Below are 20,868 nucleotides of genomic sequence, written 5' to 3' on the forward strand. Positions count from 1 at the left end.
ACGACGCCCACGGCAAGAAGCACACCGTGGCCACCACCGCGATCGCCCGCGAGCTCTCCGGCTGGTGCTGGTCCCTGGCCATCCTGCCCGACTAGGGCACGTCTCCTAACTGCAGAGGTGGCACGATCGGCGGGTGGCTGTGCTCAGGCTTTCGGACGAGTGGTGGAGTCGTGATGGCTCGGGGCCACCTGCGGATGACAACTTCGCCGCGGTGCTCCGCGAGATCGTGTTGGAGTTGAGTCCCGATCACGAATTGGCCGGACAGATCGAGCGCGTCGAAGCGCGGTTCGGGCCCTCGGACGACGTCGTCGTCAGTTTGGTTGACGGCACGTTTGCGCTGGTTCATCCGACGTGGACGAGCCATGTCGAGCGGCCCCCGTGGCCGGAATCGACCCGTCTCGGTGATGCGGCGGCAGCCTCCGAGGCGATCGCGAAGTGGGAGGAGTGGCGTTGAGTCCGCTCGAAGGGCTCAACTCCGCAGCCAGGTGATGATCGCGGCCAAGACGGCGCCTGCACGGTAGACGACGGCGTGCTTGTCGTAGCGGGTGGCCAGGCCGCGCCACTGCTTGAGCAGGTTGAAGGACCGCTCGACGACGTTGCGCCGCTTGTAGGTCTCGCGGTCGAGCTTCGGTGGGCGCCCACCCCTCGCACCGCGCCGCTTCCGGTTGGCCTGCTGGTCGGACGGCTCGGGAATCACGACCCGGATCCCGCGTCGGCGCAGCATCGCCCGGTTGCCGCGCGAGGAGTACGCCTTGTCGCCGAGCACGGCGTCCGGGGTTGTCCTCGGTCGGCCTGCGCCGAGTCGTGGCACCCAGATGTCTGCGAGCACGACCTCCAACGCTCGCCCGTCGTGCGACTGCCCCGGAGTCACCACAACGGCGAGCGGGCGGCCGCGCCCGTCGACCGCGTGGTGGATCTTGCTCGTCAGCCCGCCACGAGACCGGCCGATGCCGTGACCTGCAGGTTCACTGTTGACGATCCGTGTCCCGCGGTTCTTGTGATTCGACGTCGCCCCCTGTGTCCTGCTTGCGACGCGTCGTGTTCGTCGCGTGCTGATGGGCGCGGTTGATCGTGGAGTCCACCGACACGGTCCAGTCGATCTGACCGGCCGCGTCGGCCTCGGCCAGCAGCTGGACAAGGATCCGGTCCCAGGTGCCGTCGTCGGCGAACTTCTTGTGTCGCTTCCACACGGTCTGCCACGGACCGAACGCTTCACGAGGCAGGTCGCGCCAAGGGATCCCGGTCCGATACCGGTACGCGATGCCCTCGACCACGGTGCGGTGATCACCGAATGGGCGACCGACCTTGCCCGCATTCGACGGCAGCAACGGCTCGATCCGCTCCCACTGCTCGTCCGCCAGCACCTGGAAACGACTCACGCCCGCGAGTCTGCCGCCAACCCACCTCAGAGTTGGGAGACACGCCCTAGCCCGACCCACCCCGACCACCCCCGGGTCAACCAAGCTTGCCGCCCGTGCCCCACGCGTCGTGCGCAGCGCGAGGAGCGACCCACGAAACGCCTGTGAGCAGCCACAACGGCCACGCTCGACCTCAGACACCCCGATGGTCCCGCTCCTGCCGAACAACCCGTCATGCGGTAACCAACCCGCGCATATCAGTCTGGACCACGCGTCGACAACGACACGCTGCACCCCCGCACCACGGCACCACGCGACAAGAGGAGCACCCGTCCCGGACGACGGTCCGAGGCGGGTGCTCCAACCTGCCACTTGACAGAACGGCCTACATATCAGGCGTTCGCGAGCTCGCGGTCGTCGTCCGCCATGGGCCGCTGGTCCTCGTAGCGGCGCACGACGCGGCTCACGGTCGACCGCGACGCCGAGACCTTCTGGGCGATCTCGCCCTGCTTCATGCCCTGGCGGGCGAGCTCGACGATGCGGCGGTCGCGCTCCGCGGTCGGGTCCTCGCCGAGGGAGGCGTCGTCGGCGTCCGTCGCCGGGGCCGACGCGCCGGTCGATCCGCCGACGAGGTCGAAGACCTCGACGCGTCGGGTGTGGCCCGTCACGGCCGGAGGCTCCACGACCGGCGCCGAGGTGTCCTCCTCCGGGACGGGCTGGTCCCAGGGGAGCGGCTGGGCGCGCCCGAACAGCTCCTTGACCCGCGCCTCGAGATCGGGGAGCGCCTCGAACGCCGTCTGCGGCACGTAGGGCTTCTCGTCGTCCGCCTCGTCCATCGGCTCGTCGTCCTGCGCGACGGCGGGTGCCTCGACCGGCGCGAGGGCCTCGGGGCTCTCCTGGTCCGACGCGGCGGACGCCTCGTCCGGGACCGGCTCGGCGGCCGGCGAGGCCTCCTCCGCCACGAGGAGCTCGGCGTCGCGCGCGGGCTCCAGCGCAAGGGTCTCCTGGCGGTGCGCCTCGACGAGCCCCTCGGCGGGTGCCACCGTCCGGGCGACCACCACCGCGGGAACCTCCGACGCCGCTGGCGCCTCGGCCGACCCGCGCGCGGTGCCGCGCTTCACGGAGCTCGCCCCGATGAGGTCGAGCCGGTTGCCGTGGCGCTCCGCGGCCTCCAGGCGGTCGACCCAGACCTGCATGCGGCGCTCGAAGTCCTCGACCGTGAGCAGCTTGAGCGCGGCGTCACGCGCGGCGCGCTGCCGCTCGTGCGCGGCGCGGACCTTGCGCAGGTCCCCGGCCGAGCCAGCGCTGTCGGCGCGTGCGTCGCGCCACTGCTCCAGCGCGGAGACGTACCCGTGGACGCGCAGCTCACGACGGCGCTCCTCGAGCGTGTGGCCCGTCACCATGTGCCGCTCCCCCACGAGGGCGAGGTGCCACATGAGCGCCGCCACCAGCGGCGGCACGAACCGGAACACCACCATGTACGGGGTGCTCGCCGTCGGGACCGCGATCTCGTGCAGCGCCGCGAACAGGCCCGACGTGCCCGAGAGCACCCACGTGAGCGCGAGCAGGACACCGTACGGGCGCCCCTCCAGCGCCGCGTTGCGCGCCATGAGCGCCACCGCGACGAGGCTGATCTCGAGGAAGCCCGCCAGCCCGTACGCCTCGAGCGGCGACATGTGCGCCACCTCGAGACCGAACAGGACCATGCCGCTGTACGCCAGCGCGGTGGCGATCGTCGCCGCGATGACCACCGCGACCATCGGGAGGTGCCGGCCGCGGTAACGCACCTGCCGCGGGGAACCGCCCGCGCCGGTCTGGTCCTGCTGTGTCACGTCATCCTCCGAAAAGTGGTGTGGGCGCACATATCCCAACACTCAGGACACTCCTCGTCAACGCACCGGAAGGATCGCAATCGGATCGTGAGCAGCGGCCGTCCCGATGCGGTACGTCCGCGGGCCGAGACCTGCGGGTCGAACGGCCGGAGACAGCACGACGCCGCGCCCCCGAGGGGACGCGGCGTCGGTGGGACGTCGAGGCAGGCGTCAGACGTTGAACCCCAGCGCGCGGAGCTGGTCCTTGCCGTCATCGGTGATCTTCTCCGGGCCCCACGGCGGCATCCAGACCCAGTTGACGCGGAAGCCGTCGACGAGGCCCTCGAGGGCCTGGGCGGACTGGTCCTCGATGACGTCGGTCAGCGGGCACGCCGCGGACGTGAGCGTCATGTCGATGACGGCGTGGTTGTTCTGGTCGATCTGGATGCCGTAGACGAGGCCGAGGTCGACGACGTTGATGCCGAGCTCGGGGTCGATGACGTCGCGCATGGCTTCCTCGACGTCGGCGACGTTCGGCGGGCTGGGCGTGACGCCCTCGGCGGGCGCGCCGGTCTCGGTGGTCATCGGTTCTCCTCCGTCGTTCCCCGCGCGGCGAGCGCCGCGTCGGAAGCTGCTGCCGTTGATGGGTCGCCCACCGTGCTCAGGGCGCCCGAGGTGACGAGCGAGTCGCGCAGCGCGGCCCAGCCGAGCAGGGCGCACTTGATACGCGCAGGGTAGCGCGACACGCCCGTGAACACGGTGGCGTCGCCGAGCTCGTCCTCCGCGGCTTCGTCGAGGCCCTTGCCGCGCGAGCCCATGAGCTCGCGGAAGACCTCGCCGAGGTGCTCTGCCTCGGTCACGGGCCGGCCGGACACGAGGTCGGTGAGCACGGACAGGGACGCCTGCGAGATGCTGCAGCCCTGCCCCTCCCAGCTCACGCGGTCGATCGTGTCGCCGGCGAGCTCGACGCGCAGCGTCACCTCGTCGCCGCACGTGGGGTTCACCTGGTGCGATTGGCCGCTCGTCGCGCCATCCGCCACCTCGACCAGGCCCCGGCCGTGCGGGGACTTGGCGTGGTCGAGGATGACCTGCTGGTACATCTGCTCGATCGAGCTCATCGGGTCCTCTCTCAGTCCACCGAGAAGAACGCCCGGACCCCGGCCAATGCTTCCCGGAACGCGTCGACGTCCTCGCGTGTGGTGTACACCGACGCGGACGCGCGCGCGGTCGCGGCGACCCCGAACCGGCGGTGCAGGGGCTGGGCGCAGTGGTGACCGACGCGCACGGCGATGCCCGCGTCGTCGAGCACCTGGCCGACGTCGTGCGCGTGCACGCCGTCCACGACGAACGACACGACGGCGAGCCGGTCGGCCGGCTCGCGCGGGCCGATGATGCGCACGCCGGGGATCTCCCCGATGCGCAGCAGCTCCGCGGCGAGCTCGTGCTCGTGCGCGGCGACGCCGTCCATGCCGAGCTCGTGCAGGTACTTCGCGGCGGCGCCGAACCCGACGACCTGCGCGACGGGCTGCGTGCCCGCCTCGAACCGCTGCGGCGGCGCCATGTACGACGACTCCGTCATCGTGACGACCTCGATCATCGACCCGCCGGTCGTCACGGGCGGCAGCGCCTCGAGCAGCTCGCGCCGCCCGTACAGCACACCCACACCCGTGGGGCCGAGCATCTTGTGCGCCGAGAACGCGGCGAAGTCGACGCCGAGCGCGGGCAGGTCGACCGGCAGGTGCGGCACGGACTGGCACGCGTCGAGCACCGTGAGCGCCCCGACCTCGCGCGCCCGGGCCACGATCGGCTCGACCGGGGTGACCGCGCCCGTCACGTTCGACACGTGCGCGAACGCGACGATCCGCGTGCGCTCCGTGATGACGGTCGCGGCGTCCTCGACGCGCACGCGCCCGTCGTCGTCCACCTCGAACCAGCGCAGGACGGCCCCGGTGCGGGCCGCGAGCTCCTGCCACGGGACGATGTTCGCGTGGTGCTCCGCCTCGGTGACGACGATCTCGTCGCCCGGCGCGAGCGCGAAGCGGCGGGCCGCCTCTCCCCCGCGGCCGAGCGTCGCGTTCGAGATCCCGTACGCGACGAGGTTGATCGCGGCCGTCGCACCGGACGTCCAGACGATCTCGCCCGGGCGCGCGCCGACGAACGCCGCGACGTCGGCCCGGGCGTCCTCGAACGCCTCGGTCGCCTCCTCGGCGAGCTGGTGCGCGCCGCGGTGCACGGCCGCGTTGCGCTCCTCGTAGAAGTCGACCTCGGTGTCGAGGACGACCTGCGGCTTCTGCGCCGTCGCCGCGGAGTCGAGGTAGACGAGCGGACGACCACCGCGCACGGTGCGCTCGAGCAGCGGGAAGTCGGCCCGCACGGCGGCGAGCTCGACGTCGGTCAGGCGCGCCGGCGGACCGACGTGCTGTCCTGCGTGCCCTGCGGGGTGCGCAGTGGTCGTCATGCTCGTCTCCTCAGGGGTGGTGCGACCGCTCAGGCGGAGGCTGCCGAGGCGGACTCGACGGAACCGGAGAGGTAGCGGTCGTAGCCCTCCTCCTCCAGGCGGTCGGCCAGCTCCGGGCCACCCTCCTCGGCGACCTTGCCGTCGACGAAGACGTGGACGAAGTCCGGCTTGATGTAGCGCAGGATGCGCGTGTAGTGCGTGATGAGCAGGATGCCGGCGTCGGTCGCGCCGTGGACGCGGTTGACGCCCTCGGAGACGATGCGCAGCGCGTCGACGTCGAGGCCCGAGTCGGTCTCGTCGAGGACGGCGAACTTCGGCTTGAGGAGCTCCATCTGGAGGATCTCGTGGCGCTTCTTCTCACCACCGGAGAAGCCCTCGTTGACCGAGCGCTCGGCGAAGGAGTCGTCCATGCGCAGGCGCTCCATGGCGCCCTTGACGTCCTTGACCCAGTGGCGCAGCGCGGGGGCCTCGCCGTCGATCGCGGTCTTCGCGGTGCGCAGGAAGTTCGACACGGACACGCCGGGGACCTCGACCGGGTACTGCATGGCGAGGAACAGGCCCGCGCGGGCGCGCTCGTCGACGCTCATCGCGAGGACGTCCTCGCCGTCGAGCGTCACCGTGCCGCCGGTGACCTGGTACTTGGGGTGGCCGGCGATCGAGTAGGCGAGCGTGGACTTGCCCGAGCCGTTCGGGCCCATGATGGCGTGGACCTCGCCGCTGGCGATCGTCAGGTCGACGCCGCGCAGGATCGGCTTCGGCCCTTCCTTGGTCTCGACGCTGACGTGCAGGTCGCGGATCTCGAGAGTGGACATGTGGTTCTTCTCCAAGAGGTTCTGGTGAGCCGTGGGGCGCGCGCGGCGCGCCAGGTCAGTGCTGGTGGACCGCTGACGGATCAGCGAGACGGATCAGGTGGGAGCGACGACGCGGTCGACGTCGACGAGCACCTGCTCGCCGTCGACCGTCACCGGGTACACGGGCACGGGACGCGTCGCGGGCAGCGCGATCGGCATGCCGGTCCGCACGTCGAACTGCGAGCCGTGCAGCCAGCACTCGACGAAGCAGCCCTCGACCTCGCCGTCCGACAGGGACACCGCCCCGTGGGAGCAGATGTCCGAGATCGCGTGCCAGCCGCCGTCGCCGTCACGGATGACCGCGACCTCGACGACGCGCCCGTCCTCGGCCGGGAGCTCGACGCGGAGCGCCTCCTCCGGGCCGAGGTCGGACGTCGTGCAGGCGGGCTGTGCGGTCACGCCGTCGCCTCGGCGAGCTCGGCGCTCCCGTCGATGATCGACATGGACTTGCTCAGCTCGCGCTCGATCGCCTCGAGCAGGCGCTCCTCGACCGACGCGACGCCGATCTCCTGGATGAGCTCCGCGAAGAAGCCGCGGACGACGAGGCGGCGCGCCTCGACCTCCGGGATGCCGCGGGCCTGCAGGTAGAAGAGCTGCTCGTCGTCGAACCGGCCGGTCGCGGACGCGTGCCCCGCGCCCTCGATCTCGCCCGTCTCGATCTCGAGGTTCGGCACCGAGTCCGCGCGCCCGCCGTCCGTGAGGACGAGGTTGCGGTTGAGCTCGTAGGTGTCGGTGCCCTCGGCCTCGGCCCGGATGAGCACGTCGCCGACCCACACCGCGTGCGCGCCCTCGCCCTGCAGCGCGCCCTTGTACGTGACGCGCGACTTGCAGCGCGGCACGGCGTGGTCCACGAACAGGCGGTGCTCCTGGTGCTGGTCCGCGTCCGCGAAGTAGAGGCCGACCATCTCGACGTCGCCGCCCTCGGCCGTGAACTCCGCGTCCGGGGTGACGCGCACGACGTCGCCGCCGAGCGTCACGACCACGTGCTTGAGCCGTGCGTCGCGACCGATGCGGGCGCGGTGGGAGGACGCGTGCACGGCGCCGTCGGACCAGTCCTGGACCGACACGACCGTGAGGTGCGCGCCGTCCTCGACGACGATCTCGACCGTCTCGTTGAGCGTCGCGGTGCCGACGTGGTCGAGCACGACGACGGCCTCCGAGTGCCGCTCGGCGCGCACGAGGACGTGGCTCGCGGTCGGCGTGGAGCCGTGGCCCTCGACGCGCACGGACGTGACGTCCGACGCGACGGCCTCCTTGGGCACCGTGACGACCGTGGACTGCTCGAACGCGTTCCACGACGTGACCGCGGTGCGGTCGCCGGGCTTGCCGGCGGTGCCGAGCCGCGCGTCGTCGCGGCCGACGAGCGCGACCTCGACCTCGGGGGCCTCGACGACCGTGACGCGCACGTCGCCGCCGCCGCTCTGCCCGACGAGCTTGTCGTCGAACAGTGGCGCGAGGCGCGCGACGGGCGAGAAGCGCCACTCCTCCTCGCGCCCGGAGGGCACGGGGATGTCGGCGAGGTCGAACGACGTCAGCCGCTCGGCGCGCGAGCCCTGCGGCACGACGCCGTGGGAGTGCGCCCCGTCGGCCTGCGCGCGCGAGTGGTCGGTGGTCAGGCCGGCCTCTTCGGGAATGGTGGTGGTGGTCATATCAGCCGACGGACCCTTCCATCTGCAGCTCGATGAGGCGGTTGAGCTCGAGCGCGTACTCCATGGGCAGCTCGCGCGCGATGGGCTCGACGAACCCGCGCACGATCATGGCCATCGCCTCGGTCTCCTCCATGCCTCGGGACATGAGGTAGAACAGCTGGTCCTCGCTCACCCGCGAGACCGTCGCCTCGTGCCCCATGGACACGTCGTCCTCGCGGACGTCGACGTACGGGTAGGTGTCGGACCGGGAGATCTGGTCGACGAGCAGCGCGTCGCACAGCACGGTCGAGGCCGAGTGCGAGGCGCCCTCGAGGACCTGGACCAGGCCGCGGTAGGACGTGCGGCCACCGCCGCGCGCCACCGACTTCGACACGATGGACGACGACGTGTGCGGCGCCGCGTGGACCATCTTGGCCCCGGCGTCCTGGTGCTGGCCCTCGCCCGCGAACGCGATCGAGAGCGTCTCGCCGCGCGCGTGCTCGCCGAGCAGGTAGATCGCCGGGTACTTCATGGTGACCTTGGAGCCGATGTTGCCGTCGACCCACTCCATCGTCGCGCCCTCGGCCGCGGTCGCCCGCTTGGTGACGAGGTTGTAGACGTTGTTCGACCAGTTCTGGATGGTCGTGTACCGCACGCGCGCGTTCTTCTTGACGATGATCTCGACGACCGCGGAGTGCAGCGAGTCGGACGAGTAGATCGGCGCGGTGCAGCCCTCGACGTAGTGCACGTACGAGCCCTCGTCCGCGATGATCAGCGTCCGCTCGAACTGGCCCATGTTCTCGGTGTTGATGCGGAAGTAGGCCTGCAGCGGGATCTCGACGTGCACGCCCGGCGGCACGTAGACGAACGACCCGCCCGACCACACGGCCGAGTTGAGCGCCGCGAACTTGTTGTCGCCCGACGGGATGACGGTGCCGAAGTACTCCTGGAAGAGCTCCGGGTGCTCGCGCAGCGCGGTGTCCGTGTCGAGGAAGATGACGCCCTGGCGCTCCAGCTCCTCGTTGATCTGGTGGTAGACCACCTCGGACTCGTACTGCGCGGCGACGCCCGCGACGAGGCGCTGCTTCTCCGCCTCGGGGATGCCGAGCTTGTCGTACGTCTCCTTGATGTCCTCGGGCAGGTCGTCCCACGAGGCGGCCTGCTTCTCCGTGGAGCGCACGAAGTACTTGATGTTGTCGAAGTCGATGCCCGTGAGGTCGGAGCCCCAGTTCGGCATGGGCTTCTTGTCGAAGAGGCGCAGGGCCTTGAGACGCGTCTTGAGCATCCACTCGGGCTCGTCCTTCAGCGCCGAGATGTTGCGCACGACCTCCTCGGACAGGCCGCGCTGCGCGGCCTCTCCGGCGGCGTCGCTGTCGTGCCAGCCGTATCCGTAGGCACCGATCGAGGCGATGATCTCGTCGTCGGTCTGCTTCTCACCGGTCGGCTGGGCCGTGCCGGTGGCGTCCTGGGTGGGAGCGCTCATGGTCGTCCTTCCACTGTCCGTCGTTGCGGGCGGGGGCAGTCGGTACAAGGTTCTTGCGGGGGATGTCGTTCGTGGCCTCGGGGCGGCGGCGCGCCCCTCGGGTCAGGTCTCACCCGACGTCGGGCGGCCGCGCGCCCGGACGTCGTGGGCAGGGCCGTCGTGCGCGCGGCCGTCGTGGGGGCGGGGCGGGCGCGACGCCCGCGGTGCGGGCACCGGGACCGGCATGCCCACCGGGACGTTCGTCGTGCACGCGTGCGCGCCCGTCGCGAGCGTCGAGAGCCGCTGCACGTGCGAGCCGAGGAGCCTGGCGAAGACCTGCGCCTCCGCCTCGCAGAGCTGGGGGAACTCCTCCGCGACGTGCTGCACCGGGCAGTGTCCCTGGCAGAGCTGCACCGCGGAGGTGCCGGGGACGGGGCGCACGCTCGCCGCGTAGCCGTCGTCCGCGAGCGCCGCCGCGAGCTGGGCGGCCCGGCCCTCGACGTCGTGCGCGTCGAGCCGGCCCTCGTAGCGGTCGGCGAGCTCGGCGAGCCGGTCCTGGGCGAAGCGCTCGACGGCGTCCGGCCCGGCGACGTCGCGCAGGTACCGCAGCGCCTGGGTCGCGAGGTCCGCGTAGGTGCCGCTGAGCTCGCTCTGCCCGGCCGACGTCGTCACGTAGCGCCGCGCGGGGCGGCCGCGCATCCCGGTGGGGTGCCCGGCGTCGTGCACGGCGACGAGGTCGTCCTCCTCGAGGAGGGCGAGGTGGCGCCGGACGGCGGCGGGCGTCAGCCCGAGCGTCGCGGCGAGGTCGGCGGCGCTCACGGGGCCCTCGCTCGCGACGAGCTCGAGCACGCGCTCGCGCGTGCGGCGGTCGGCGTCGGCAGCCGGGACGGTGCTGGGCGCCTGCCCGACCGCGGGGGTGGCAGCGCGCAGCGCGTCCGGTCGGACGGGTCCTGCGGCCATGCTCACCTCCCGTGGTGCGTCCCGTGGGCGCGCGTGCGCGTGGCGCGGCCTGACACGGGTGACAGATCTGGAACCGATATAGACAACATGGTTGTTCCCTAATTGCCCGAACGCAAGCAAGGCGACCCTCAGACCGGCCCCTGGGGCGCCGGGATGTGGCGTACGCGACACCCGTGCGGTCCGGGCCGGGCGCGGGCCCTGAGCGGCGGACCCGCCCCCTAGACTCGGCCGGGTGCCCGCCCCCGCCGTGCTCGTGCACGACCTCGTCAAGCGCTACGACGGTCGTGCCGTCGTCGACGGCGTGTCCCTCACCGCCGAGCGCGGCGCGATCACCGCGGTGCTCGGCCCCAACGGCGCCGGCAAGACCACGACCGTCGAGTGCTGCGAGGGCCTGCGCTCCCCCGACGCCGGGCGTGTCGAGGTCCTGGGCCTCGACCCCCTGACCGACGCGCGCGACCTGCGCCCGCGCGTCGGCGTCATGCTGCAGGACGGCGGGCTCCCGACGGGCGTGCGCGCCCTGGAGATGCTGCGGCACGTCGCCTCGATGTACGCACGGCCGCGCGACGTCGGCGAGCTGACCGAGCGCCTGGGGCTGGAGAGCTTCGCGCGCACGACCGTGCGGCGGCTGTCGGGCGGGCAGCGGCAGCGCCTCGCGCTCGCCGCGGCGATCGTCGGGCGCCCGGAGGTCGTCTTCCTCGACGAGCCGAGCGCGGGCATGGACCCGCAGAGCCGGCACGCCGTGTGGGAGCTCGTGCGCGAGCTGCGCGCGGAGGGCGTGGGGATCGTCCTCACGACGCACCTCATGGACGAGGCGGAGGACCTGGCCGACCACGTGTACGTCGTCGACCACGGCAAGGTCATCGCCGCGGGCGCGACGCGCGACCTGCTCGAGACCGGGGCCGACGGCGAGGCGGACCGCACCGTGCGCTTCGAGGCCACGCCCGGGCTCGGCCTCGACGGCCTGAGCGAGGCCCTCGCCGGGGCGGGTGTGCCCGACGGCGCGGGCGCACCCGCCGCGTGGAGCGTCGCCGAGCCGCAGCCCGGCTCGTACACCCTCACCGGCCCTGCCGACCCCGCGACGCTCGTGGCGCTGACGACGTGGCTCGCCGCGCGCGGCGTCCTCGCCTCGCGCGTCACGGTGGGCCGCCGCACGCTCGAGGACGTGTTCCTCGACCTCACGGGACGGCACCTGCGATGAGCGCGACCCCGACGACCGCGTCGGAGACCCAGGACCCGAGCCAGACCCCGAGCACGGAGCTCGCCGCTCCCGCGTGGCGCCGCGTCGTCGCCCAGACGGCGTTCGAGACGCGCATGATCCTGCGCAACGGCGAGCAGCTCCTCGTGACGATCATCCTGCCTGTGATGCTCCTGCTCGGGCTGGTGCTCACGTCGTTCGTCGACCTCGACACGGGCGGCGCGACGCGCGTCGACTTCGTGACGCCCGGCGTCCTCGCGCTCGCCGTGATGTCGACGGCGTTCACGTCGCAGGCCATCGCGACCGCGTTCGACCGCCGCAACGGCGTGCTGCGCCTCATGTCGACCACGCCCCTGGGCCGCGGCGGCCTGCTCGCCGGGAAGGTGCTCGGCGTCCTCGCCGTCGAGGTCGTGCAGGTCGTGGTCATCACGGCCGTCGCGCTCGCGCTCGGCTGGCAGCCCGACCCCGCCGGGATCCCCGCGGCACTGCTCGCGGTGCTGCTCGGGACCGCCGCGTTCACGTCGCTCGCGATGCTGCTCGCAGGCACTCTGCGCGCCGAGGGCGTGCTCGCCGTCGCGAACCTCGTGCTCGTGCTGCTCACCGTCGGCGGCGGCGTCCTCGTCCCGGCGGACCAGCTCCCCGGCCCCCTCGAGCACGTCGCGCTCCTGCTGCCCTCGGGCGCGCTGGGCGAGGCGATGCGCGGCGCGCTGCTCGACGGCGCCGTGCCGCCGTTCTCCGTCGTCGTGCTGCTCGGCTGGACCGCCGCGCTCGGCTGGGGCGCCGGTAAGCTCTTCCGCTGGACCTGAGCCCGGGCGCATCTCACACCCGCAGGATTCCGGGGCCGCCCGCGCGCCCCGATACCGTGGGTCCGTGAGCACCCCGCCCCCCGCGCTCGACCCCGCTCCCGCCGACAGCCCCGCAGGCGCCGCCACCGGTGACGGCTCCACCCGGCCCGACCGGCTCGCGCGCTGGCGCCGTTGGACCCGACCGGTGCTCGTCGCGAACCTCGTGGCGCAGATCGGCATCATCGTCACCGGCGGTGCCGTGCGGCTCACGGGCTCGGGGCTCGGGTGCTCGACCTGGCCGCAGTGCGAGCCCGGGCAGTTCGCGGCGAAGTTCCACCCCGAGACGACGTACCACCAGTTCGTCGAGTACGGGAACCGCACGCTCACCGGGGTTCTGAGCGTCATCGCGATCGCCGCGCTGGTGCTCGTGTGGACCGACCGGTCCCGCGCCCTGTCCTACCGGCTCCTCGGTGCCGTCCCCCTCCTCGGCGTCGCCGCGCAGGCCGTCATCGGCGGCGTGATCGTCCTGCTGCACCTGCACCCGGGCTGGGTGTCGCTGCACTTCGTCGTCTCGGCCGCGCTCGTCTCCGTCTCGCTGCTCCTCCTCCACCGGTCCGGGGAGGGCGACGGGCCACCCGCCCTGACGGTCGCGGCACGCTCGCGCGCGCTCGCCTGGACGCTGTACGGGCTGACGGCGCTGATCGTCGTCCTGGGCGTCGTCGTCACGGGGGCGGGCCCGCACAGCGGCGACGAGGAGGTCGGGTACCGCCTCGCGGTCGACCCGGCGCTCATGAGCAAGATCCACGCGTGGGCCGTGTGGGTGTTCGTCGCTGTCCTCGTCGCCTACCTCGTGAGCGTCCGTCGCGGCCCCCAGCAGGTGCGCCGCGCGGCCTGGATCCTGCTCACGATCACCCTGGCCCAGGGACTGATCGGGTACGTCCAGTACTTCACGGGCCTGCCTGCGCTCCTCGTCGGCCTGCACATGCTCGGCTCGGCGCTCCTCGTCGCCGGCTCGACGCGCGTCGTCCTGACGACCCGCACCCGCGCCTGAGCGGACGGTGGCCCGGGCCGGAGCGGCCCGGGCCACCGCTGCGTCAGCGCACGTCAGTGCCGGAACGCGCCGGTCAGCGCCAGAACGCGGCGACGTGCTCCGCGAGCGCGGTGCCCCGCTCGTACCCGGCCTCGGCCGCGGCCGGCCGGAGCGACAGGTCCATGGCCTGCGGGCCGAACAGGTGGTCGGCCGCGGGCCCCGGGACGATCACCTCGACCTCGCTCCCCCGTTCCCGCAGCTCGTCGACCTGGGCCGAGAGCTGGAGGCCCCAGTCCAGCGGCGCACGCGTCCTGCCACCGAACGGCGACAGCACCAGCACGCGCCGGTGCCCCGCCGCCAGGTCCGCGTTCTCGTTGCGGCGATATCCGCCGTCGATGTACTGCCCCTCCCCGACCCGGTAGGCGAACCCGCTCGCGCAGCTCGCCGCGACGGCGTCGACCAGGTCGACCCCGCCGCGCCGGTCGAAGACCACGGGCTCACCGGTCCGCGCGTCGACGGCGGTGAGGAGGACGGCCCTCTGGGGCCAGGACGGGTCCGGCAGGCGCGCGGCGACGGTGGCCCGCCACCGGGACTGCACCGCCTCGTCCGACGACGAGGGCAGGGCGAGCGCCGCCGCCCCGAGCCTGCGGCGCATGTCGGCCGCGTCCCGGGCACCGGCGACGACCGCAGCCGTCCGCGCCATCTGGTCCGCCGCCTGCCGCGTGCGGTCCCCGCCCGCGTGCGGGCCACCCGGCCTCGCCTGCGGGCGCGTGGGCGCGACGAGAGCGGCGGCGTACAGCTCCGCGGGCGTCGCTCCGGCGAGCTGCGCTGCCGTCGTCGACCCGGCCGACGTCCCGACGGTCAGGTCCGCCGTCGTGGACACGTCCAGCCCGGCGTCGGCCAGACCGGCGACGACGCCGATCAACCACGCGCTGCCGGTAGACCCGCCGCCCCCGAGCACGAGGGCGCGCTCGCCCGTCGTCGGGGCCGGGCCGGACGCCGCAGGTCGGCGACGGTCGCCGCGTCCCCCTCCGCGGGGCGCGCGACGCCGGGACGTGTCCTCGTCCGGGCGTCTGCGAGCGCGCGACGGGCGCGGTCAAGGTCGCTCGGCACGCCGAGGGCGTATCCGCCGGCCCGCGAGAGGACGGTCCCGGGCGCGGCGTCCCGCCGGAGCCGCGAGACGAGGCTCTGGAGCGCGGCGCGCGGGTCCTGCGGCGCGTCGGGTCCCCACAGGTCCTCGACGAGCGTCGCCGTGCCCAGCGTCCGGCCGCCCGCGAGCGCGAGCGCGACGACGAGCGCGGCCGCCCGCGACCCGCGCGGGACGACGGGCGCGCCGTCGGGCCCGGGGATCCGCACCGGCCCGAGGACGCGGACGCGCGCGTCCCCCGGTGGGGTCGGGGCGTCGGGTGCGGGCACGTCGTCAGACCCTAGTCGTCGGCACCGACGGTGGCGGCGTCCGCCTCGGCGGCGGGCGGGAACGCCAACGGCGTCCACCCGAGCGGCAGGAGGCCGGGGACCTGCGCCCGAGCGCGGTCCGCCGCGTCCGACCAGCCCTGGGCGGCAGGGACGCCCGGCTCGCCCACCGCACCCTGCGCGACCCGCAGCCCGACGTCCTCGATCCGCGCGTCGGGCGCGCTGCCACGACGCACCCCCGCGCGCACGCTCCAGGGCCGGTCCGCCCAGCCACCGCCGCGCAGGCTCCGGTACTCGCCGTAGCGCGCGGTGTCGGCGTAGTCCCAGCACCACTCCCAGACGTTGCCGAGCATGTCGTGGAGACCGAACGCGTTCGGGAGCCGCGTGGCGACGGGGCGTGGACCGTCGACGTCGTCGTCCGCGGTCCAGGCGACGTCGCCGATCGGGCCGTAGCGCGGGCCCGGCGTCCCGCCGCGGCAGGCGTGCTCCCACTCGGCCTCGGTCGCGAGCCGGTACCCCGCGGACCGCACGTCCCAGCGCACGTCCCGACCCTCGACCCGGTACGCGGGTTCCAGGCCCGCCACCCGGGACGCCGCGTTGCACCAGAGCACCGCCTCGAACCACGTCAGCCCGTGCACGGGCACGTCGTCGTCCGCCGACGGGCCGCCCCCGGGGCGCGGGCCGTGCGGGTCGGCGTCGAGGACGGCGCGGTGCTGACCGACCGTCACCGGGGTGCGCGCGACGCAGAACGGCTCCAGGACGACGGTGCGCGACTCCCGGGTGCGCGCGTCGACGAGGTCGAGCCGGCCCGCCGGGACGGGAACGAGGTCGAAGAGGGGAAGGTCCACGCCCCAGGACGCTACCGGAACCGGTGCACCGACCGGTGGCCCGGCACGGCCGGGCGCGTCAGCCGCCGCGGCGCTCCGGCCACGGCGCGTCGGCCGGGCGCAGCGACGCCCAGCCGTCCGCGCGCGACGCGGCCGCGGCGAGGATCCCGACGACGGCGGACGGGTTGTGCAGCTCGCCCGCGAGGACGCCGCGCAGCGCCTCGTCGAGCGGCACCCACCGCAGCTCCATGTCGAGCTCCTCGGCCTCGCGCTCGAACCGCTCGTCGTCCGGGACGGGCGACAGGTCTCGCGCGAGGAAGACGCGCAGCGCCTCGTTCGAGCCGCCCGGCGTCGTGAAATAGTCGACGAGGACGTCCCAGCGCGCGGCCTGCAGGTCGGACTCCTCGGCGAGCTCGCGGGCGGCGGCGAGCCGCGCGTCCTCGCCGACGACGTCGAGCAGGCCGGCGGGCACCTCCCACAGCTCGCGCCGCACGGGGTGGCGGTACTGCCGCAGCAGCAGGACGCGCTCCTGCTCGTCGAGGGCGACGATCGCGACCGCGCCGGGATGGTCGAGGTACTCGCGCGTGACGCGGCCCCCCTCCCCGAGGTCGACCACGTCGGACCGCAGGTCGAACACGCGACCCGCGTGCACGACCGTCGTCTCGACGACGGGGCGCGAGGCGAGGGCGTCGACGACGGGCGCGCCGCCCGGCACGTCGACCGGCACCGGGCCCGGCTCGGCGGCCACTCAGTCGGCCTGGTTCTCGAGCGCGGCGTTGACGAGGCCGGTGAACAGCGGGTGGGAGCGCGTCGGGCGCGACTTGAACTCCGGGTGCGCCTGCGTGCTCACGTAGTACGGGTGCACGTCCGCGGGGAGCTCGACGAACTCGACGAGCGACGAGTCCGGCGACGTCCCGCTGATCACGAGCCCCGCCTCCTCGAGCTGCTTGCGGTAGGAGTTGTTCACCTCGTAGCGGTGGCGGTGACGCTCCGAGACGCGCTCCGACCCGTACGTCTTGGCGACGACCGAGCCCGGTGCCAGCGCCGCCTCGTACGACCCGAGGCGCATCGTGCCGCCCAGGTCGCCGTCGCCGCCGACGATCGCGAGCTGCTCCTCCATCGTCGCGATGACGGGGTGGGACGTGCCCGGGTCGAACTCGGTCGACGACGCGTCGTCGATCCCGAGCACGTTGCGCGCGTACTCGATCACCATCGACTGCAGGCCGAGGCAGATGCCGAGCGTCGGGACCTTGTTCTCCCGCGCCCAGCGCAGCGCGCCGAGCTTGCCCTCGATGCCCCGCACGCCGAACCCGCCCGGCACGAGGACGGCGTCGACGCCGTGCAGCGCGTCGTCCGCGCCGGCCGGGGTCTGGCACTCGTCGGAGGCGACCCAGCGGATCGTGACCTTCGCGTCGTTCGCGAACCCGCCCGCGCGCAGCGCCTCGGTGACCGAGAGGTAGGCGTCCGGGAGGTCGATGTACTTGCCGACGAGCGCGACCTCGACCCGGTGGGCGGGCTGGTGCACGCGCTCGAGGAGCTGGCTCCAGCCGTCCCAGTCGACGTCGTGGAACGGCAGGCCGAGGCGGCGCACGACGTACGCGTCGAGGCCCTCGGAGTGCAGCACGCGCGGGATGTCGTAGATGCTCGGCGCGTCGACCGCGTTGACGACGGCCTCGTTGTCGACGTCGCACATGAGCGCGATCTTGCGCTTGACCGGCTCGGGGACCACGCGGTCGGCGCGCAGCACGATCGCGTCGGGCTGGATGCCGATCGAGCGCAGCGCGGCGACCGAGTGCTGCGTCGGCTTCGTCTTGAGCTCGCCCGACGGGCCGATGTACGGCACGAGCGACACGTGGAGGAAGAAGACGTCGTCGCGGCCGAGCTCGTGGCGCACCTGGCGCGCGGCCTCGAGGAACGGCTGCGACTCGATGTCGCCGACCGTGCCGCCGATCTCGGTGATGATGACGTCGACGTCCTCGCCCGCCTGGGCGCGCATGCGCGTCTTGATCTCGTCGGTGATGTGCGGGATGACCTGGACCGTGTCGCCGAGGTACTCGCCGCGCCGCTCGCGGGCGATGACCTGGGAGTACACCTGGCCGGTCGTGACGTTCGCGGAGGCCTCGAGGTCGACGTCGAGGAAGCGCTCGTAGTGGCCGATGTCGAGGTCCGTCTCGGCGCCGTCCTCGGTGACGAACACCTCGCCGTGCTGGAACGGGTTCATCGTCCCGGGATCGACGTTGAGGTACGGGTCGAGCTTCTGCATGGTGACGCGCAGACCGCGCGAGCGGAGCAGACGACCGAGGCTGGATGCCGTGAGGCCCTTGCCGAGCGAGGAGGCGACGCCGCCGGTGACGAAGACGTGCGCGGTGCGGTGCTCGGTGCGTGCGCCCGAGGCGTTGAGGCGGGAGGAGGGCCGGTTCAGGAGGTCTGCCACGGAACTCCATCCTAACAGCGTGCCCGACGACGGCACGCGGGCCGGGCAGTGCGACGCGCCACCTCCGCGGGTCCCGGCACGCGCCGTCGCGCCGCGAGTCCCTCCCCGGCCGACCGGCGAGCGCCTACGCCGTCGGGTCGTCCTCGGACGAGGCGGCCGTCCCACCAGGAGCGACGTCCCCGGCCGCGCCCTCGGGGGGCGTGCCGCCCGCCCGGCCGCGCCGCAGGACGCCGAGCAGGGCGGCGCGATCGCCCACGAGCGACACCGCGACGACGACCGCACCCGCGACGACCGCGGCGAGCACCCCGACCCCGACGGCGGGCAGCCAGCCCGCGTCGTCGGGCAGCAGCGCGCCCGAGACCGCCGAGCCCGCCAGCGCGCCGAGGGCCACGCCCACGGCGACGACCAGGAGGGCCCGCGGGACCCCGCGCGTCGCCCCGGGCCCCGCGTGCCGGCGCGTCGCGAGGAGCAGGCCGGCGCCCGCGACCGACATCCCGACCGCCGTCGCCAGGCCGAGCTGGAGCAGCACCCCCGCCTGGTCCCGGACACCGGTCGCCGCGGGCAGGACGTACGCGGTCGCCGCGACCACGAGCCACCCCGCGGCGGTGACCACGACGGCGACGCGCTGGCGGTCGATCGTGTACAGCGCGCGCGACAGGTGCAGGATCAGCGAGAAGCCGACGATGCCGACGGCCATGCCGGCGACCGCGCCCCCGAGGCCCGCGACCGAGCCCTTGGCGATGTGGGCGAACACCGCCTCGACGGCCGCGGACGCCGCGATCAGGGCCGCGGCGCCCAGGCCGGCCACGACGAGCAGCGTGCGCGTCGTGGTCGCGAGGAGGCGCCGGTAGGCCTCGTGGCGCGCGTGGGCGACGTGCTCGGCGAGCCGCGGGAACGCGCTCGTCGCGAGCGGGAACGCCAGCACGGCGTACGGCAGGAGGTACACCTGCTGGGCGAACCAGTACGTCGGGAAGGTCTGTTCCGGCCCGTACCGGTAGGCGGCGCCCATGATGGCCAGCACGGAGAGCTGCTGCGCGACCAGCGCCCCGATGCCCGCGAACGCCAGGTTGCGCGCACGGACGGCCTCGCCGCCCGGGAACCGCAGCGTGGGCCGCAGCCGCACGCCCAGCCGGTGCACGGGAAGGACGAGCGGCAGCGCGAGGACCGCGACGCCCGCCGTCGTGCCCCATCCGAGCCAGGCGATGGCGTCCCCCGACAGCGCGGCGACGTCCGCCTGGTCGCCGTCCGCGAGCCGGTAGAACACGAGGAAGACCACGATGACCGCGAGGCTCGACAGGAGCGGCGAGAACGCCTGCCAGAAGAAGCGCTTGTGCGCCTGCAGGATGCTGCCGAGCACCACCGCGAGCCCGTAGAGCGGGACCTGGAGCGCGAAGACTCGCACGAACGTCGCGGTGACGTCGACGAGCTCCGGGTGCTCGCTCATGAGGAGCCCGGCGATCGGCTGCGCGAGGAGGGCGAGCAGGCCCCCGAGCGGGACCAGCACGACGAGCGTCCACCCGAGCAGGGCCGACGCGATGCGCGAGACCTCGGTGCCCGACCGGCGGACGATCGGCCCGGCGAGGAGCGGCACGACCGCGCCCGCGAGCGCACCCCCGGCCGCGACCTCGAAGAGGACGTTCGGCAGGAGGTTCGCCGCCGTGTACGCCGAGCCGACGCCCTCGGTGCCGACCGCGGCGGACTGCACGAGCGACCGTGCGAACCCGACGAGCCGGCTCGCGATCGTCACGAGCGTGATCATCGCGGCGGCGCCCGCCAGGGTGCCCGTGGCGGCGCGCAGCCGCCCCGCCCGCGCGCTCACGCCGGGCGCCGGCCCCACGTGTCCACGCGCCGCAGCACGTCGTTGCCCTCGATGACCGTCGAGAAGCTCACCTTCTCGCTCGCGAGGGTCAGACCGACCACGCCCGCGAGCGCGAGCCAGCGCACCGAGCGGGGCGTCGCGAACGCGACCTGCGAGCCGAGCGCGGCGCCGAGCGCGTTCGCGCCGCAGTCGCCGAGCATGTCGCGCTCGCCCAGGTCGCCCGGCGCCGCGGCGGCGGCGGCCCCGAGGACCGCGGCCGTCGTCGGGGCCGCGGAGGTGCCGAGGTACGGCAGCGACGCCACCCCGGCGGCCTTGAGCGCGCGGCCCGGGCGCAGGTCCAGGAGGTTGAGCAGGTTGGCCGTACCCGCCATGAGCGCGCCGTTCACGCCGACGTCGACGAGGTGGCCGAACGCCCCGCCCGTGCGCCGGGTCCCGATCGCCGCCGCGACGAGCGAGACGCCGCTGATCCCGAGGACCTTCAGCGCGCCCGTCGTCACGCGGCCCTCGGCGAGCGCGCCGAGGTGGCCGCGCAGGCCCTTCGTCCGGGTGGACGTGTCCTCCGCGAGATCGTCGACGAGGCCGAACGCGCCCGCGCTCGCCGTCGCGAGGGCGACCGCGCCGCGCGTGCGGGCGTCGCCCCACGCCGCGAGCGTCCCGGCGACGAGGCCGGCGGCGACCGCCGGGCCCTCGAGCAGGCTGATCGGCTCGCCCCGGTGGTTGGTGCGCGTCCAGCGCTCCGTGCCGCCCGGCGGGCGCGACCCGGCCGCACGGCGCGCCGTCGCCGTCACGACGGCGGCGACCCCGGCCGCGGCGAGGGTGCGCAGCGCGCGCGCCACG

Annotated in this window: 21 protein-coding genes; 4 read left to right on the top strand and 17 right to left on the bottom strand. The window is 73.9% G+C overall.

Going from position 1 to position 20,868, the window contains the following annotated elements; all coding sequences use genetic code 11:
- Positions 1 to 133: 133 nt before the first annotated feature.
- Positions 134 to 454, top strand: a complete 321-nt coding sequence (locus tag ACZ402_RS19580; RefSeq protein ID WP_375825995.1) for a hypothetical protein — start codon at positions 134 to 136, stop codon at positions 452 to 454.
- 15 nt (positions 455 to 469) lie between these two features.
- Here ACZ402_RS19580 and ACZ402_RS19585 read toward each other — a convergent pair.
- From ACZ402_RS19585 to ACZ402_RS19630, 10 genes are all read right to left on the bottom strand, one after another.
- Positions 470 to 1,379, bottom strand: a protein-coding gene (locus ACZ402_RS19585; protein ID WP_375825996.1) for an IS5 family transposase whose coding sequence is annotated in 2 segments (ribosomal slippage) — positions 470 to 1,015 and positions 1,017 to 1,379 — 909 coding nt in all. Because the reading frame shifts where the segments join, the coding sequence is not laid out codon by codon here.
- 371 nt (positions 1,380 to 1,750) lie between these two features.
- On the bottom strand, positions 1,751 to 3,190 hold the full coding sequence (locus ACZ402_RS19590) for a helix-turn-helix domain-containing protein (protein ID WP_375825997.1): 1,440 nt from the start codon (positions 3,188 to 3,190) through the stop codon (positions 1,751 to 1,753).
- A 210-nt stretch (positions 3,191 to 3,400) separates the two neighbouring features.
- Positions 3,401 to 3,754, bottom strand: coding sequence for a metal-sulfur cluster assembly factor (locus ACZ402_RS19595; protein WP_375825998.1), 354 nt, complete (start codon positions 3,752 to 3,754; stop codon positions 3,401 to 3,403).
- Positions 3,751 to 4,287, bottom strand: a complete 537-nt coding sequence (gene sufU / locus ACZ402_RS19600; RefSeq protein WP_375825999.1) for a Fe-S cluster assembly sulfur transfer protein SufU — start codon at positions 4,285 to 4,287, stop codon at positions 3,751 to 3,753. Before sufU ends, ACZ402_RS19595 begins: the two co-directional genes overlap by 4 nt.
- A gap of 11 nt (positions 4,288 to 4,298) precedes the next feature.
- Positions 4,299 to 5,627, bottom strand: coding sequence for a cysteine desulfurase (locus tag ACZ402_RS19605; RefSeq protein WP_375826000.1), 1,329 nt, complete (start codon positions 5,625 to 5,627; stop codon positions 4,299 to 4,301).
- A gap of 29 nt (positions 5,628 to 5,656) precedes the next feature.
- On the bottom strand, positions 5,657 to 6,439 hold the full coding sequence (sufC, locus tag ACZ402_RS19610; protein WP_087472926.1) for a Fe-S cluster assembly ATPase SufC: 783 nt from the start codon (positions 6,437 to 6,439) through the stop codon (positions 5,657 to 5,659).
- A gap of 93 nt (positions 6,440 to 6,532) precedes the next feature.
- The gene (locus ACZ402_RS19615; protein WP_375826001.1) at positions 6,533 to 6,877 is read right to left on the bottom strand and encodes a non-heme iron oxygenase ferredoxin subunit; all 345 of its coding nucleotides are present in this window, start codon (positions 6,875 to 6,877) and stop codon (positions 6,533 to 6,535) included.
- Positions 6,874 to 8,127, bottom strand: coding sequence for a Fe-S cluster assembly protein SufD (sufD, locus tag ACZ402_RS19620; RefSeq protein WP_375826002.1), 1,254 nt, complete (start codon positions 8,125 to 8,127; stop codon positions 6,874 to 6,876). The genes ACZ402_RS19615 and sufD overlap by 4 nt, the downstream gene beginning before the upstream one ends.
- A 1-nt stretch (position 8,128) precedes the next feature.
- Positions 8,129 to 9,589 carry a Fe-S cluster assembly protein SufB gene (gene sufB / locus ACZ402_RS19625; protein ID WP_375826003.1) on the bottom strand — a complete coding sequence of 487 codons (1,461 nt, stop codon included), beginning with the start codon at positions 9,587 to 9,589 and terminating at the stop codon, positions 8,129 to 8,131.
- A gap of 102 nt (positions 9,590 to 9,691) precedes the next feature.
- Entirely contained in the window at positions 9,692 to 10,528 is an 837-nt protein-coding gene (locus tag ACZ402_RS19630; protein ID WP_375826004.1) for a helix-turn-helix transcriptional regulator, read from the bottom strand.
- Positions 10,529 to 10,760: 232 nt separating this feature from the next.
- Here ACZ402_RS19630 and ACZ402_RS19635 point away from each other — a divergent pair, with 232 nt between their 5' ends.
- From ACZ402_RS19635 to ACZ402_RS19645, 3 genes are all read left to right on the top strand, one after another.
- Positions 10,761 to 11,726, top strand: a complete 966-nt coding sequence (locus tag ACZ402_RS19635; protein ID WP_375826005.1) for an ABC transporter ATP-binding protein — start codon at positions 10,761 to 10,763, stop codon at positions 11,724 to 11,726.
- Positions 11,723 to 12,529, top strand: a complete 807-nt coding sequence (locus ACZ402_RS19640; protein ID WP_375826006.1) for an ABC transporter permease — start codon at positions 11,723 to 11,725, stop codon at positions 12,527 to 12,529. The genes ACZ402_RS19635 and ACZ402_RS19640 overlap by 4 nt, the downstream gene beginning before the upstream one ends.
- Positions 12,530 to 12,593: 64 nt before the next feature.
- Entirely contained in the window at positions 12,594 to 13,559 is a 966-nt protein-coding gene (locus ACZ402_RS19645; protein WP_375826007.1) for a COX15/CtaA family protein, read from the top strand.
- Between the two features lie 73 nt (positions 13,560 to 13,632).
- On the opposite strand, the gene ACZ402_RS19650 is transcribed toward ACZ402_RS19645, so the two are convergent.
- The 7 genes from ACZ402_RS19650 to ACZ402_RS19680 all read right to left on the bottom strand — a co-directional run bounded on the left by ACZ402_RS19650 (position 13,633) and on the right by ACZ402_RS19680 (position 20,867).
- The gene (locus ACZ402_RS19650) at positions 13,633 to 14,499 is read right to left on the bottom strand and encodes a patatin-like phospholipase family protein (protein ID WP_375826008.1); all 867 of its coding nucleotides are present in this window, start codon (positions 14,497 to 14,499) and stop codon (positions 13,633 to 13,635) included.
- Positions 14,460 to 14,954: an AfsR/SARP family transcriptional regulator gene (locus ACZ402_RS19655; RefSeq protein WP_375826009.1), complete on the bottom strand. Its 495-nt coding sequence runs from the start codon at positions 14,952 to 14,954 to the stop codon at positions 14,460 to 14,462. The genes ACZ402_RS19650 and ACZ402_RS19655 overlap by 40 nt, the downstream gene beginning before the upstream one ends.
- 11 nt (positions 14,955 to 14,965) lie before the next feature.
- Complete coding sequence (locus tag ACZ402_RS19660; protein WP_375826010.1) at positions 14,966 to 15,799, bottom strand: formylglycine-generating enzyme family protein; 834 nt, start codon at positions 15,797 to 15,799, stop codon at positions 14,966 to 14,968.
- A gap of 58 nt (positions 15,800 to 15,857) precedes the next feature.
- Positions 15,858 to 16,526 carry an NUDIX domain-containing protein gene (locus ACZ402_RS19665; RefSeq protein WP_375826011.1) on the bottom strand — a complete coding sequence of 223 codons (669 nt, stop codon included), beginning with the start codon at positions 16,524 to 16,526 and terminating at the stop codon, positions 15,858 to 15,860.
- Positions 16,527 to 18,200, bottom strand: coding sequence for a CTP synthase (locus tag ACZ402_RS19670; RefSeq protein WP_375826022.1), 1,674 nt, complete (start codon positions 18,198 to 18,200; stop codon positions 16,527 to 16,529). It lies immediately after the preceding gene.
- 136 nt (positions 18,201 to 18,336) lie between these two features.
- Positions 18,337 to 20,031: a murein biosynthesis integral membrane protein MurJ gene (gene murJ, locus ACZ402_RS19675; RefSeq protein WP_375826012.1), complete on the bottom strand. Its 1,695-nt coding sequence runs from the start codon at positions 20,029 to 20,031 to the stop codon at positions 18,337 to 18,339.
- The gene (locus tag ACZ402_RS19680; RefSeq protein ID WP_375826013.1) at positions 20,028 to 20,867 is read right to left on the bottom strand and encodes a hypothetical protein; all 840 of its coding nucleotides are present in this window, start codon (positions 20,865 to 20,867) and stop codon (positions 20,028 to 20,030) included. The genes murJ and ACZ402_RS19680 overlap by 4 nt, the downstream gene beginning before the upstream one ends.
- Position 20,868 lies beyond the last annotated feature (1 nt).

Source organism: Cellulosimicrobium sp. NPDC030954 (genome assembly GCF_055571305.1).